This window comes from Campylobacter lanienae NCTC 13004, from assembly GCF_002139935.1.
GTDB lineage: Bacteria > Campylobacterota > Campylobacteria > Campylobacterales > Campylobacteraceae > Campylobacter > Campylobacter lanienae.
The window spans coordinates 199902-213055 of the sequence record NZ_CP015578.1 but is presented as its reverse complement, the minus strand read 5'-3'; the positions used below and the strand labels follow the sequence as shown (position 1 = coordinate 213055).

Here is a 13154-nt window from a genome sequence, read left to right as displayed (position 1 = left end):
AATGGTTGATAGATTTACTAGAAGTCGCTGGATTTTTGGCGATAAATTTCAAAAACTCCAAGACTCCAAAGTCTTAGTATGTGGTTGCGGTGGTGTGGGTGGCGTGTGTATCGATGCGCTCTATCGTAGTGGCGTTGGACATATCACGGCGATTGATTGCGATAAATTCGATATTACCAACCAAAATCGCCAAATAGGTAGCGAAAATATCGGTGAGTATAAAACAGATGTATTTGCTAGATTATATCCTGGTTTAAAGACACTAAATTTAAAGCTAACCCCTAGCGTGATAAGCGAATTTGATTTTAGTGAATTTGATCTTATAATAGATTGTATCGATGATATCCCTGCCAAAGTAGCAATAGCCAAAATTTGCTCCAAAAGACTGCTTAGCTCAATGGGTGGCGCTAAAAGGTTAGATCCAACAAAAATAAAAGTCGCAAGTATCTGGAAAACTACAAATGATCCATTTGCTAGAAAAATAAGATATGAGCTTAAAAAAGCTGGATTTAAGGGTGATTATAAGGTGGTATTTTCTACCGAAGCACCAAATTGCGTGAATTTAGGAAGTTTTATAGGTGTAACTGCTAGTTTTGGACTAAATTTAGCTAGTTTAGCTGTAAATAGGCTGATTAAATGATAAAAAACTTTTGGCAAAATTATAAGCTTATCTCAAATCCAAGCATAACTTTGCCAAATATGGCTAGTCGAGCTGGGAGTATAGCTGAGAGTGAATTTTTCGATACAATTAGTCAAATTAAAGGACTAAATATCTACAAAAATAAGCGTGTCAAAGATAGCCAATCTGGATTACATGAGATTGATTTTATCATTGTAGATGGGCTTAATATCTATCTTATAGAGTTTAAGCACTGGGTTGGAAATATCGATATCAAGGGCGACGAGTGGATACAAACTACCAAAAATCGCACCACTCTTCATCAAGATCCATTTGCTAAACTGATTAAAAATACTCAAATTTTTAAAGATTATCTCCAAAATAAAGAGGTTGATTTGAGTAAATTTAATATTTTAAGCTTTGTTGTTTTTGACAAAACTAGAATCAATCTATCAAGACAAATTCTCAAAAATAAACAGATTATTACCAAACATAATTTTTTGAAATTCATAGATAAAAATCGTAGCAAAACTCGCCCCGACATAATCGAAGAAGATAAGCTTAAGCAGATATTAAGCTCTATGACGATCTGGTCAAGGCTGCATCTATATGGTGGTGAGATCTTAACAGGATCGATTAGGTATTTTTTAATCGGTAGTAAAAAGAAAAAATTGCCAAAGCATTTTAGAGTAAATTTAGATCTAAACTGGCAAAGAAACAACACAATAAGCTTTATCAACGCACTATTTGGCAGACGAAAAAAGCTCAAAATCAAATCCAAAATTTACAAAATCCGCCCAAATGATAGCATAGGATTTATAAAAGCTGGGGAATTTGAGATTAAGCATATTCAATTTGGCCTTATAGAAAAAATCGTAAAAGATGATGAGATCATCTAATCTTTTTGATATTGGTTTTTGAAATTTTGTAGATTTTTGAGGCTGGGGCTGGGGTGAATTTCGTATCTATGATTATATCCGCATTAGCCACCGCAAATTCGATATCAAATCCCTTTTTATGAGGGTTTGCGCTAGTAGAATATGCCCATTCTAATTTATCTAATAATTTAGCATGAGGATGATCTTTTACCACTCTTATAGCTTGTGAATTTGGGTAGATAAATGTTGTTTTTTTGGTGCGGCGGATTAAATTTTTATATTTTTTAGGCGCTCTTGAAAGCTCTTTTAATGCGCTAAATTTACTTACACAGATCAAGCAAGGCTGATTTAAAGGGCGATTTTTAAGCCTATTTAACTCTTCTAAGCTTTGGCTTAAAAATCCAGCTGTGGTATCAGTCTGAGCTAAATAGATCATAAAAACTCTATCCTAGCCCCAAAATCAGCCACGCCATTATAATCAGCAGCAATAGCGATAAAATCAATATCCCTACTCATAACCTCATCTAACTTGATACTAAATTTAACCATCCAAACGCCTATAAAGTTTGATTTATTAGCGTAATTTTATTTAAAAATTTTAAATTTCTAATTTTTGATTAGATAAATTTAGCTATTTTGTATGCTTTTTATCATCTCCATTATGCTTTGTGCTGATTTGAAATTCTCATTTTTAATCTCAGATGGCGGAATCTCTATACCAAAAGTCTCTTCGATCTCAGAGATAGCATCCACAATATCAAATGAGCTAAATAGCCCATCATCAACCAAATTTTTCTCATTTTCGTAGTCAATTTGGTCATTAACCCTTTTTAACGCCTCAATTAGTTTTGTCATTTTTTATCCTTTCATATTAAGATTGTATGTATTTTTTGGTTCTCTAATTAATTCAAATTTACCATTTTCATATATATAAATGCTAGGTAAATCTCTACTTAAAAAAAGATAACTCGCCTCTGTACTACTATAAGCACCTGTATTTAAAAAACATAAAATATCGCCAATTTTTAGCTCATTAAGCTCCGCACTTCTAGTTATAACATCATTTGTACTACAAATAGGACCACATAGAGTGTAAGCTTTGATTAAATTTTTATCGCTGGAATTTAAAATTATAGGATTTTTCATCCCCATCATTTGACCATAATAATTTAAATGATTCATTCCACCATCTAAAATAGCATAATTTACATTTTGGCTAGTTTTGACATCCCCTACCTTACTAGCGTAAAATCCGCATTTAGCGACCAAATACCGCCCAAGTTCTACGCAAACTGGAATTTTAAAACTCTCAAGATCATTTTTTAAAGTTTCTAAATTTACACTATCTTTTTCTCCATCAAAATACGCCACACCAAGCCCAGCGCCATACTCAAGCTCTTTAAATTTATATTTACTTAAAAACTTACTCAATCTAGCAATATCAAAATGCCATTTTTTATCTCTGAAAGTTCCCGCAAAATAGTGAAGTCCCAAAATATCTAAACTATCATCTTTTAAAATCTCAAAAATCAAATTCTCATCGATACCAAAGTGATTATCACTACTTAATCTTAAGAAAACACCAACACTTTTATCTAAATTTTTTATCATCTCTAATTGCGATTGACTCTCTATATTAAATAGCCTTACTCCGTATTCTAGTGCCGATTTTACGCCATCTAGACTTTTTAAAACTCCTGTATAAAAAATCTTTTTAGCTGGGATTTTATAAGCTTTACAAATTTCAAATTCCCCCTCGCTACACACTTCAATGCGCTCCACAAAAGGCTCTACAATGCCTACTAAAAGAGGATTTGCCTTCATCGCATAGCAGAGCTTAAAAGGCCAAAGAGCATTTTTAACTATATTTAAATGCTCTTTTAAAATATCTATATCAAAGACAAAAGCTGGGCTATTTAGGCTAGAATTTATATAGTTATGAGCCGTTTTTTCTATCATTTCATCTCCTTTAATGCGTTTCTATCAATTTTTCCGTTTTTATTTATTGGCATATTTTTTAGATAAATTAGCTTATTTGGTATCATATAAAATGGCAAATTCTCTCTTAAAAACTCGCTTAACTCGCTCGTCTTATCACTCCCACTATAATAGACATTAAGTTTATCATTTTCATAAATCGCACACACCATCTCTACGCCATTTAGTTTGTGTGCCATTTTTTCTATCTCACTTAGTTCTATCCTATGCCCCATTCGTTTGATTTGGTGGTCTTTTCTGCCTTTAAAATGTAAAAGATTATTCTCATCCAAATAGCCTAAATCACCAGTTTTGTAGTATCTCTGTCCTAACTCATTGGCGCAAAATACGCTATTATCACCACCCAAATATCCAAGCCCTACGCAAATTCCACTTACACAAATTTGCCCAACTATATTAGCTTCTATGATAAGCTTATCATTTTCATCTATTAAAAATACAAGACGATTAGCAAAAGCCTTACCTATAATATCAAGCCCATTTTCAAATTCATCCCCACTAAGAGTATGATAAGTAGCATTACAAGTAATCTCACTTGGCCCATAAACATTGATAAATTCAGTATTGTCTAAATAAGAACTAAGTCTAGCTATATGCTTTGCTGGCATAATCTCGCCACTATAAATTATCTTTCTTAAATTTGGTTTTTTATAGCTAAGGGCTTTCATCACACTTAAAAACACAAGCGCAGAAACAGCCCAAATCAGCACAGTGCTATCCTCTATAAAATCCATTAAATTATTAGCATTTGTAAAATACTCTCTTGGGATTAATAAGCATGAAGCACCTAAAAATAGAGTGCTATAAATATCTTTTACACTCACATCAAAGTCAAATGGCGCTTGATTTGCAAAGATATCGCTAGATTTTAACCCCAAAGTATCACAAAATATAGGGATAAAGTCAATCACACTAGCATGGCTGATTAATACCCCTTTGGGGGTGCCGCCGGTGCTACCACTAGTAAAATTACAATACAAAGGATTTGTGCTAATATGCCTATCTCTTATGATTTTTAAGATATTCTCATTTATGCTTGAATTTAGAATTTCGCTTATCTTAAAGACTTTTATATTTCTAAACAGCTCTTTTGTCTCATTATATATTTCATTATCACAAATAATAACACTTGGATTTAAAATTTCACGCATTGCGTTTTTTCTTACATTTGGCAAACTAGGCTCAATCACACTATAAAAGCACCCCGCTTGAACAGCCCCCAAGCATAGCGCACAAGCTAAGACAAGATTTTTTAGCATGTATTGCTACTGCGCCATTTGCTTTCAAACTAGCAAGTGATGAGCCGATTTTTTTAGAATTTTCTAAAAGCTCTTTAAAGCTAAGCAAGTTATTATAGCCATCTTTAAAAGCTATTTTACCAGGATTATTTTCAGCTTGATTTTCTAAAAATTCTAAGATATTAGTCATTTATTATCCTTTGTAAAAGATATCTCTTTTTCTTGTGCTAAAAGCTCAAATATCTCATTTAATGAGCGTAAATTTCCATTTTTTACCACGCTAGATATTTCATTAGCTATTTTGTTTAATTCGATTTCATCATTTTTTAAATTAAAATAATCAAACACGCTTAGCATTAAAAGATTTTTTAATCTTTTAATATTTTCTACATCTTTATTATTTAACATAAAAGGCATTGAAGAAAAATGTGAGCTAATATCTATAAAAAAGCTTTTAACATTTTGATATTTTGCTATTCTTTGAACTTCATATGCGTCTGCAATTTCATTCTTACCAGCTACAGCGTATATTTGTATATTATCCATTTTATCTAATAAAAGAGACTCTAAATTACCATATTTTTGTAGATCGCTTAATATTTTACTATCTTCATTGGCGATATTTAAAAGTCTTTTATACTCAAAGGGATTTTTAAAATTTTCTAAAAAATGCTTATTCACAGGATACAAACCCCCCCCCCCAGAGAAAGAAAGAACATTAAAGCTAATATCTTTTAATCTTTTGGCTAGTAAAATACCATATAAACAACTAGCAAATCCACCCTTAGAAGTGCCAACTAAAATAATATTTGTATAGTTATTTTCTATTATGATTTTTTCTAAATTTAGACTTACTTCTTCTACATTTCCAAAATAAAATATCTTAGGATCGCAAGCCAAATAAAGCGTATCAAAATCTACAATATACTTATATAAATCGAAATTATCATTAACAGAAAAACTTATTATTAAAGTATTAGAGTATTCCATTTTTTGACATTTTTTGCTAAATTCAGATTTGTAGTTTTTCGGCCATTTATAAATTGTTTTTAGCTTATCTGTCATTGTTATTCCTTTTAATTGTTATGCTTGAATTTTTGCTTTTTATAACAATGATATTTGATGATATTTTATAATCCATAACTTCTTGCCAATCTCCTGCTAATTTAATTTTTGGTTTTGTGGTTAAGCAACAAGCAAAAGCTCTTAGAAAACATGAAATTTTTTCAAATTTCCAAGATAAATTTAATTTTGCTTTATTTGGTAATTCTTTATTGTGATAGCTAACACCTTTATTTTTTTGTTTTATAGGTTTAACATTATCATTTTTTATATCATCAAAGAGTTTTTTAAATAAATTTATAGCTAAATCTCCTTGCTTATATACAAGCTCTAATGAATCCATTTTATCAGTAATTTTAATTCTATCACAAGCCAAAATATCGCCGGTATCTATCCCGCTTTCTACTAAATGCCAGCAAACTCCTGTATATTTATCACCATTATAAATAGCCCACATAGCCGCATTTAAACCACGATGCCTAGGTAAAAGTGCGTTATGGTAATTTATAATTGTGTTATTTTCTACGCATAAAGGCTTAAATACATATAGATTATTTGCACTGATAATAAAACAATTTTTTAAAGAGTTAAAGTGATCATCCCCCTCTTTCCCGCTATATAAAATAGCATTTTCAAAATCATTTTTTACTATTTCATATATTCCTAGCGCTACTCTGCCTCTACCAACTACTATAATATTTTCAAATTTTGTATTTTTAAAAATTTTCATAATAGCTCCTAAATATTTTGTATCAAGTATATAATCAAACTATTTTTGTAATCTGAATTTAAGCACTTTTTGTGCAATTCTGCTTTATAAAACTTTGGCATATCATAAATGATTTTTTCTATATCTCTTTTTAACATTTTATCTCTACTTATAAAGTGAAGTTATTTTACCGGTGGTGATGAGCTCATCTATAAGTATATTTAAATTTTGAAGACTTTTACCATCTTGATAAAATATTTGATTTACGATTTCTACTGCTTTGTTATTATCTTCATCTATTTTCTCAGCCCCTTGGTGTCTGCGAACTAGATTAAGCATTTTTTTATTATCATCAACATATTTGTGATCCAAAAACATCATAAAAGTAACTTGATGGATGTGTGTTTTTATATCATCAAAAATTTTAAGATATTTACAATCACTAAATGATTGTGCGTTTTTATAATCTCGCTCATTAAATTTACCTATAATTACATAAATAAAAAGATTTTGCCTAGGAAGTTGAAGTTTGTGTTTAAGCACATCTACTGGACCATATTTTCTTATATTTACGATATGATCTTTGATATGGACATCTGAAATATTATAGATCTTTTCTGAATGATCAGAGGCTGGAGCACAAGCTATAGTATAAAACTGAGTAAAAGCACATTTACCTGACAAAATTTGCGAATAAAGCAAAGCCGCCCGCCCAGTAGAAGAGCCGCCAAATATGATAACCCTAGTATATCCAAATTCTCTAATTCTCTCAATTAGATAATTTACCAACTCATCAATATGATGAAGAAAGTTAACATTTCCATAACCACATTTAGATTTTAAAAATGTGTTTATATATTCAGAAGTATATTTTATATCAATAAAATTAGATTTAAAATAACTACCACCACTCCAAAAACTACCTTGCGAAAAAACAATAACAAGTGTATCTTTATAAAATGGATCAGCTGATTTTTTATAAATCATCTCATATTCTGGTGGTAGCTTAGTATTGATTATATTAAGTTTTCTTTTGCTTGTCATGTATTTAAAATACCACTGCGTTGGTACTCTACGCCATGCCCAGCGAGATTTAAACGCATCAAAGAGTATAATTCGTAAAAATCTTATGAGTTTTTCTTTCATCCATCCCCCCCCGTTTTAAATTTATTAAATAATTTACAAATAAGATGGTAATTCTACCCCCCCCATAAACAAAAAGTAAATATCAGAGTAAAAATCATGATAAAAAATTTAATGTTTCATTGCAATCAAAATGATATTTTTATATTAATATTAATAAAATTCAAGAAATTTAAATTTAATTTATAGTGATCAATAAAATAGTAATTTTAAATTTGATTTATTGGATAAATTTGAGATATTTAGTTTCAGCTCTATAGCTACATTTTTAAAATTATCTTAAAATGTAGCTATAAAATCTGCAATATTTATATCATTTTTTTAAATACTCTTGTAAGCTTTTGACCTCTAAGGCTGCTTCATTGGAGCTAATAGAGCTAGCTGCGACTAGGGCTGCGTTCATATTGGTAAAATATGGGATTTTAAATCTAAGCACCGCTTGGCGGATTTTTACAGCGTCGCTAGTGCTAGATTTGTTATCACTGGTATTGACAGCTAGGGCTATATCGCCGTTTTTTAGCCTGTCTTCGATATTTGGGCGACCTTCGCTGATTTTATAAACCATCTCGCATTTTACTCCAGCTTGAGCTAGAGTTTTATATGTACCACCAGTTGCTACAATCTCAAAACCTAAATTTTCAAATTTCTTAGCCAGTTCAATACCGCGGTTCTTATCTGCATCAGCTAAACTGATAAAGACAGTACCACCACTTGGCAAGTTATTTTTAGCTGCAATTTGTGATTTAACAAAGCTCTTTTCAAAACTATCACTAATACCCATAACCTCACCAGTGCTTTTCATCTCTGGCCCTAAGATTAGATCAGCTCCACTTAATTTATTAAATGGGAACACGCTCTCTTTCACGCATACTACGCCATTTAAACTAGGCTTATAAATTTCGCCATCAAATTTAACTACTTTAAATTGATCATAAAACTCAAGCGCCTCTTTTAAATTGCCTTGCCACATTACGCGTGTTGCCACCTTGGCCATTGGCAAGCCTGTAGCTTTACTGACAAAAGGCACCGTGCGACTAGCCCTTGGATTAACCTCAATGATATAAAGTTTATTATCATACACAGCAAATTGAATATTCATAAGCCCTATAACACCAAGCTTTAAAGCGATATCTTTGGTGCATTTTTCTACTTGATCTATGATATCTTGGCTTAAGTTTTGCGGTGGAAGTATGCTAGCGCTATCGCCACTATGAATTCCAGCCTCTTCTATATGCTCCATAATCGCACCGATATAGACATCTTTGCCATCGCTAATAGCATCTACATCAAGCTCAGTGGCATCTTGGAGGAATTTATCTAAAAGAACTGGAGAGTTGTTGCTCACTTTCACTGCTTCGCTCATATACTCTTTTAGCTCACTTTCGCTATGGACTCTTCTCATAGCTCTACCACCTAAAACATAGCTAGGACGCACCAAGACTGGATAACCGATTTTACCCGCCTTTTCTAAGGCTTCAGACTCGCTAGTGGCTGTATCATTATCAGGTTGAGCTACGGCAATGGATCTTATAAATTCGCTAAATTTCTTTCTATCTTCGGCTATATCGATTACTCTAGCGGTTGTTCCTATGATTTTTGCCCCAATCATTGATAGTCGCTTAGAGAATTTAAGTGGGGTTTGACCACCAAAATGGACGATAACCCCATCTGGATTTTCTCGTTCTATAACCGCTCTTAAATGCTCAAAATCGATCGGCTCAAAATACAAAATATCACTAGTATCATAATCAGTTGAGACGGTTTCTGGATTGCAATTATACATTATAGTCGTGATACCTAAATCCCTTAGAGCATAACTCGCATGCACACAACAATAATCAAACTCAATCCCTTGACCTATACGATTAGGCCCACCACCTATTATCAAGACTTTTTTGTTGTTGCTATTTAAAGGTAGATTTGGTAAATTTGGGGTTATATTTGTGCTGCTATATAGATATGGCGTAAGGGCTAAAAACTCACCAGCACAAGTATCAACCTCGCTATATTCTAAGGCGATTTTATGACGCATTCTAGCATAATATATATCATTTTGGCTTAGCTCTAAATTGTCTTTATAGTTGATTAAATACGCTATCATTTTATCACTAAAGCCCCAAGTTTTAGCCTTTCTTAATAGCTCTTTATCATTTAAAATATCCATATCAATTAGGTTTTCAAATTCAATTATCTCATAAATTTGAGTTAAAAACCATCTATCAATTTTGGTTAATTCATAAACTTCTTCTACGCTTTTGCCATTTCTAAAAGCTTGAGCGATATATAAAATTCGATTTTCGTGAGCGTTTCTAAGGCCAAATACCAACTCATCATCGCTTAAACTTAAGTGATTAAATCCGCTATAATCTTTTTCTAAGCTACAAAGAGCCTTTTGGACGCTCTCTTTAAAGCTTCTGCCAATTGCCATTACCTCGCCCACACTCTTCATCGCAGTGCCTAGATATGGATTTGAGCCTGGGAATTTCTCAAATGTAAAGCGTGGAATTTTAGTTACGATATAGTCAATTACAGGCTCAAAACTCGCTGGTGTGCCCGTGATATCATTTTTGATCTCATCAAGAGTAAAGCCCACAGCAAGCATTGTAGCGACCTTGGCTATCGGATATCCTGTGGCCTTACTAGCTAATGCTGAGCTTCTACTAACTCGTGGATTCATCTCGATTACAGTCATTCTACCATTTTTAGGATTTATAGCGAACTGGACATTGCTCCCACCTGTATCCACGCCTATCTCACGCAAGATTTTAAAGCTGGCATCTCTCATATATTGATACTCTTTATCAGTTAGAGTAAGGGCTGGGGCTATGGTTATACTATCTCCTGTATGTACTCCCATCGGATCGAAATTCTCGATTGAGCAGACAATTATGCAGTTATCAGCTCTGTCTCTGATAACCTCCATCTCATACTCTTTCCATCCTAATAGGCTCTCTTCGATTAAAATTTCATTTATAGGGCTAGCCTCGATCCCACTCTCAGCAATATCCCTAAACTCATCGATATTATACGCCACGCCACTACCGGCACCACCTAAGGTATAACTAGCTCTTATTATCAGCGGAAATCCTATCTCATTAGCAGCATTTAAGGCCTCTTGCATATTATAAGCATACATAGATTTTGGCAAGTCCATACCGATCTTAATCATAGCTTCTTTAAATGCCACCCTATCTTCGCCTTTTTTGATAGCTTCAGGATTCGCACCTAGGAATTTGACATTGCCAAGCATATTATTTTCATAAAGCTCCATTGCGACATTTAACGCCACTTGACCACCCATAGTAGGCAAAATCGCATCCACGCTCTCTTTTTGTATAATGCGACTTATGCTCTCTTTGGTTATAGGCTCTATGTAGGTTGCATCAGCAAAATCAGGATCTGTCATTATGGTAGCTGGATTGGAGTTAATAAGCACAACTCTATATCCTAACTCTTTTAAAGTCTTAGCAGCTTGAGTCCCGCTATAATCAAACTCACAAGCTTGACCGATAATAATAGGCCCGCTTCCTATTAATAAAATTGTCTTGATATCTTCTCTTTTTGGCATACTATACCTCTCTTATTTTGTTCGCATTTTAAGGCGTGTAAAAGCTTAGTTGGATTTTGTTAAATTTGAGTGTAATTATATTTAATTATAGATAAAAAATAGCATAAAAATGGGCAAAATTTAAGAATTTAATTCAATTTAAAAGAAATTTAAATGTTATTGATTTGTTATTATATATAGATAGCTTGGGACTTGAATTTTTAGATCAGTTTCTACAATGGCACTTTTATAAAGCTCCTCTTCATATACTTTGCTGATTTTACCAACTGGCACCCCACCAAAAAATATCCCATCAAGTCCGCTAGTATAGACCTCATCGCCTACTTTTGGATTTAGCCATTGAGCGATAAATTTAATCGTAATGCCACTACCATTTCCCATAGCGATACCGGCTATATGCTCCTCTCCGATACTTACAGAAAATGTGGATTTTGGATCAGTTTGAAGTAGAGCTAGTGGATTTCCATCTTTATTTACTACGATGCCTGCAGTTTTGCCTTGCGATATTAGGCCATAAATTCTATCTTCGTCAAATTCATCAAAATCTATCCAAATTTTATCATGATCGCCAATATTCATATATGAAAGCGCCCTAACAAGCTTCACATCAGGGTTAAATCTAGTTGAGTTTTGCTCACTTAGCAAGGCGTCTAGCTTATAAGCAAAGGCCGAGAGCAAGGTCGCAGAGTGCTCTAACTCGGCATTTTGCTCTCTAAGGGCTTTTATCTCATCAGCTTGATTGAAGTGCTCTTCTATAGTCTGGGCGATAAAATCCCTTGTATCTTGATATAGTGATAAAACAAAATTTGTGCTATTTATCACTACGCTTCTAGCGTAATCGCTTAGGTAAAAAGATATAAAACCTAAGCAGATAATTATTAAGATAAATTTGATTTTATTCATTTATTAATTGTTGTAATAGACCTATCTCTTCTAAAGCTTTTCCAGTGCCTCTAGCCACCGCAAGAAGTGGTTCATCAGCTACATAAACAGGCAATTTGACAATATCAGCAAGATATTTATCTAATCCCCTAATCAACGCTCCACCACCAGTTAATACAACTCCACGCTCTACGATATCACCAGCTAAATCAGGCGGCATATTTTCTAAAACAGTTTTTAAAGCATCAGCAATCTCTTTTAAAGGCTCTCTCATCGCCTCTCTAATATCTTCACTAGTAAGCTCTATACGGCTTAACAATCCGCTCACTTGGTCTCTACCTTTGACAACCATGGATAGCTCTTTTGGTAGTTGCATCGCCGAGCCAATTTTGATCTTGATCTCTTCACCATTTCTCTCACCAATTAGCAAATTATACTTCTCTTTTACATAATTCACAATGCTCGCATCTAGCTTATCCCCAGCCGTTCTAATGCTTTTAGATATCACTAATCCGCCCAAAGATACAACGCCAATTTCAGTAGTACCGCCACCGATATCTACAACCAAGCTACCTTGTGGCTCACGGATTGGTAAATTTGCCCCGATGGCTGCGGCCATCGGCTCTTCTATCAAAAACACCTCTCTAGCACCAGCTGATAGTGCGCTCTCTCTTACAGCTTTTCTCTCAACTTGAGTTAAGCCATATGGGACTGAGATAATGATTCTAGGGCGTAAAAATGTCTTTCTTCTATGAGTTTTTTCTATAAAGTGTCTAATCATCTTTTCAGTCATATCAAAATCAGCGATAACCCCATCTCTCATAGGGCGGATAGCCTCTATATCGCCAGGCGTTTTACCGACCATCTCTTTAGCATCATGCCCAACGGCTAATATCTTTTGTTTGCCATACTTCTCTCTTTGGACAGCTACAACGCTTGGTTCATTTATCACAATGCCTTTATCTTTTACCAATACCAAAGTATTTGCCGTGCCTAGATCAATACCCATATCACTAGAAAACAACCCTACTAATTGATCTAAAATCATATATCTCCT

The 13154-nt window shown here is 33.5% G+C and carries 13 protein-coding genes; 2 read left to right on the top strand and 11 right to left on the bottom strand.

All coding sequences use genetic code 11. The features are described 5' to 3' along the window. The first annotated feature begins 1 nt into the window (after position 1). Positions 2 to 640 carry a ThiF family adenylyltransferase gene (locus CLAN_RS01095; RefSeq protein ID WP_086233997.1) on the top strand — a complete coding sequence of 213 codons (639 nt, stop codon included), beginning with the start codon at positions 2 to 4 and terminating at the stop codon, positions 638 to 640. Then, positions 637 to 1518 carry a nuclease-related domain-containing protein gene (locus CLAN_RS01090; protein ID WP_167368914.1) on the top strand — a complete coding sequence of 294 codons (882 nt, stop codon included), beginning with the start codon at positions 637 to 639 and terminating at the stop codon, positions 1516 to 1518. The genes CLAN_RS01095 and CLAN_RS01090 overlap by 4 nt, the downstream gene beginning before the upstream one ends. Here the strand turns inward: CLAN_RS01090 and CLAN_RS01085 are convergent. The 11 genes from CLAN_RS01085 to CLAN_RS01035 form a co-directional block, all read right to left on the bottom strand. Then, on the bottom strand, positions 1511 to 1933 hold the full coding sequence (locus tag CLAN_RS01085) for a Sua5/YciO/YrdC/YwlC family protein (RefSeq protein WP_100590377.1): 423 nt from the start codon (positions 1931 to 1933) through the stop codon (positions 1511 to 1513). The two genes, CLAN_RS01090 and CLAN_RS01085, sit on opposite strands and share 8 nt — an antisense overlap. Positions 1934 to 2124: 191 nt before the next feature. After that, positions 2125 to 2352 carry an acyl carrier protein gene (locus CLAN_RS01080; protein ID WP_086233995.1) on the bottom strand — a complete coding sequence of 76 codons (228 nt, stop codon included), beginning with the start codon at positions 2350 to 2352 and terminating at the stop codon, positions 2125 to 2127. Between the two features lie 3 nt (positions 2353 to 2355). Continuing rightward, on the bottom strand, positions 2356 to 3456 hold the full coding sequence (locus CLAN_RS01075) for a diaminopimelate decarboxylase family protein (RefSeq protein WP_100590376.1): 1101 nt from the start codon (positions 3454 to 3456) through the stop codon (positions 2356 to 2358). Next, entirely contained in the window at positions 3453 to 4754 is a 1302-nt protein-coding gene (locus CLAN_RS01070) for an AMP-binding protein (protein WP_100590375.1), read from the bottom strand. Before CLAN_RS01070 ends, CLAN_RS01075 begins: the two co-directional genes overlap by 4 nt. Continuing rightward, on the bottom strand, positions 4687 to 4923 hold the full coding sequence (locus CLAN_RS01065) for an AMP-binding protein (protein ID WP_100590374.1): 237 nt from the start codon (positions 4921 to 4923) through the stop codon (positions 4687 to 4689). The genes CLAN_RS01070 and CLAN_RS01065 overlap by 68 nt, the downstream gene beginning before the upstream one ends. Further along, positions 4920 to 5798 carry a hypothetical protein gene (locus tag CLAN_RS01060; protein ID WP_100590373.1) on the bottom strand — a complete coding sequence of 293 codons (879 nt, stop codon included), beginning with the start codon at positions 5796 to 5798 and terminating at the stop codon, positions 4920 to 4922. Before CLAN_RS01060 ends, CLAN_RS01065 begins: the two co-directional genes overlap by 4 nt. Then, complete coding sequence (locus CLAN_RS01055; protein WP_100590372.1) at positions 5788 to 6525, bottom strand: formyltransferase family protein; 738 nt, start codon at positions 6523 to 6525, stop codon at positions 5788 to 5790. Before CLAN_RS01055 ends, CLAN_RS01060 begins: the two co-directional genes overlap by 11 nt. Before the next feature lie 144 nt (positions 6526 to 6669). After that, positions 6670 to 7650: a hypothetical protein gene (locus tag CLAN_RS01050; protein ID WP_141082139.1), complete on the bottom strand. Its 981-nt coding sequence runs from the start codon at positions 7648 to 7650 to the stop codon at positions 6670 to 6672. Positions 7651 to 7960: 310 nt separating this feature from the next. Next, on the bottom strand, positions 7961 to 11215 hold the full coding sequence (gene carB / locus CLAN_RS01045; protein WP_100590371.1) for a carbamoyl-phosphate synthase large subunit: 3255 nt from the start codon (positions 11213 to 11215) through the stop codon (positions 7961 to 7963). Positions 11216 to 11371: 156 nt separating this feature from the next. After that, entirely contained in the window at positions 11372 to 12118 is a 747-nt protein-coding gene (gene mreC / locus CLAN_RS01040; RefSeq protein ID WP_096017643.1) for a rod shape-determining protein MreC, read from the bottom strand. Further along, positions 12111 to 13145, bottom strand: coding sequence for a rod shape-determining protein (locus CLAN_RS01035; protein WP_096013918.1), 1035 nt, complete (start codon positions 13143 to 13145; stop codon positions 12111 to 12113). Before CLAN_RS01035 ends, mreC begins: the two co-directional genes overlap by 8 nt. Positions 13146 to 13154 lie beyond the last annotated feature (9 nt).

What these genes read in the sequence shown, in the direction of transcription:
- CLAN_RS01095 (WP_086233997.1), top strand. Translation starts at nt 2, where the DNA reads ATGGTTGATAGATTTACTAGAAGTCGCTGGATTTTTGGCGATAAATTT.
- CLAN_RS01090 (WP_167368914.1), top strand. Translation starts at nt 637, where the DNA reads ATGATAAAAAACTTTTGGCAAAATTATAAGCTTATCTCAAATCCAAGC.
- CLAN_RS01085 (WP_100590377.1), bottom strand. Translation starts at nt 1,933, where the DNA reads ATGATCTATTTAGCTCAGACTGATACCACAGCTGGATTTTTAAGCCAA.
- CLAN_RS01080 (WP_086233995.1), bottom strand. Translation starts at nt 2,352, where the DNA reads ATGACAAAACTAATTGAGGCGTTAAAAAGGGTTAATGACCAAATTGAC.
- CLAN_RS01075 (WP_100590376.1), bottom strand. Translation starts at nt 3,456, where the DNA reads ATGATAGAAAAAACGGCTCATAACTATATAAATTCTAGCCTAAATAGC.
- CLAN_RS01070 (WP_100590375.1), bottom strand. Translation starts at nt 4,754, where the DNA reads ATGCTAAAAAATCTTGTCTTAGCTTGTGCGCTATGCTTGGGGGCTGTT.
- CLAN_RS01065 (WP_100590374.1), bottom strand. Translation starts at nt 4,923, where the DNA reads ATGACTAATATCTTAGAATTTTTAGAAAATCAAGCTGAAAATAATCCT.
- CLAN_RS01060 (WP_100590373.1), bottom strand. Translation starts at nt 5,798, where the DNA reads ATGACAGATAAGCTAAAAACAATTTATAAATGGCCGAAAAACTACAAA.
- CLAN_RS01055 (WP_100590372.1), bottom strand. Translation starts at nt 6,525, where the DNA reads ATGAAAATTTTTAAAAATACAAAATTTGAAAATATTATAGTAGTTGGT.
- CLAN_RS01050 (WP_141082139.1), bottom strand. Translation starts at nt 7,650, where the DNA reads ATGAAAGAAAAACTCATAAGATTTTTACGAATTATACTCTTTGATGCG.
- carB (WP_100590371.1), bottom strand. Translation starts at nt 11,215, where the DNA reads ATGCCAAAAAGAGAAGATATCAAGACAATTTTATTAATAGGAAGCGGG.
- mreC (WP_096017643.1), bottom strand. Translation starts at nt 12,118, where the DNA reads ATGAATAAAATCAAATTTATCTTAATAATTATCTGCTTAGGTTTTATA.
- CLAN_RS01035 (WP_096013918.1), bottom strand. Translation starts at nt 13,145, where the DNA reads ATGATTTTAGATCAATTAGTAGGGTTGTTTTCTAGTGATATGGGTATT.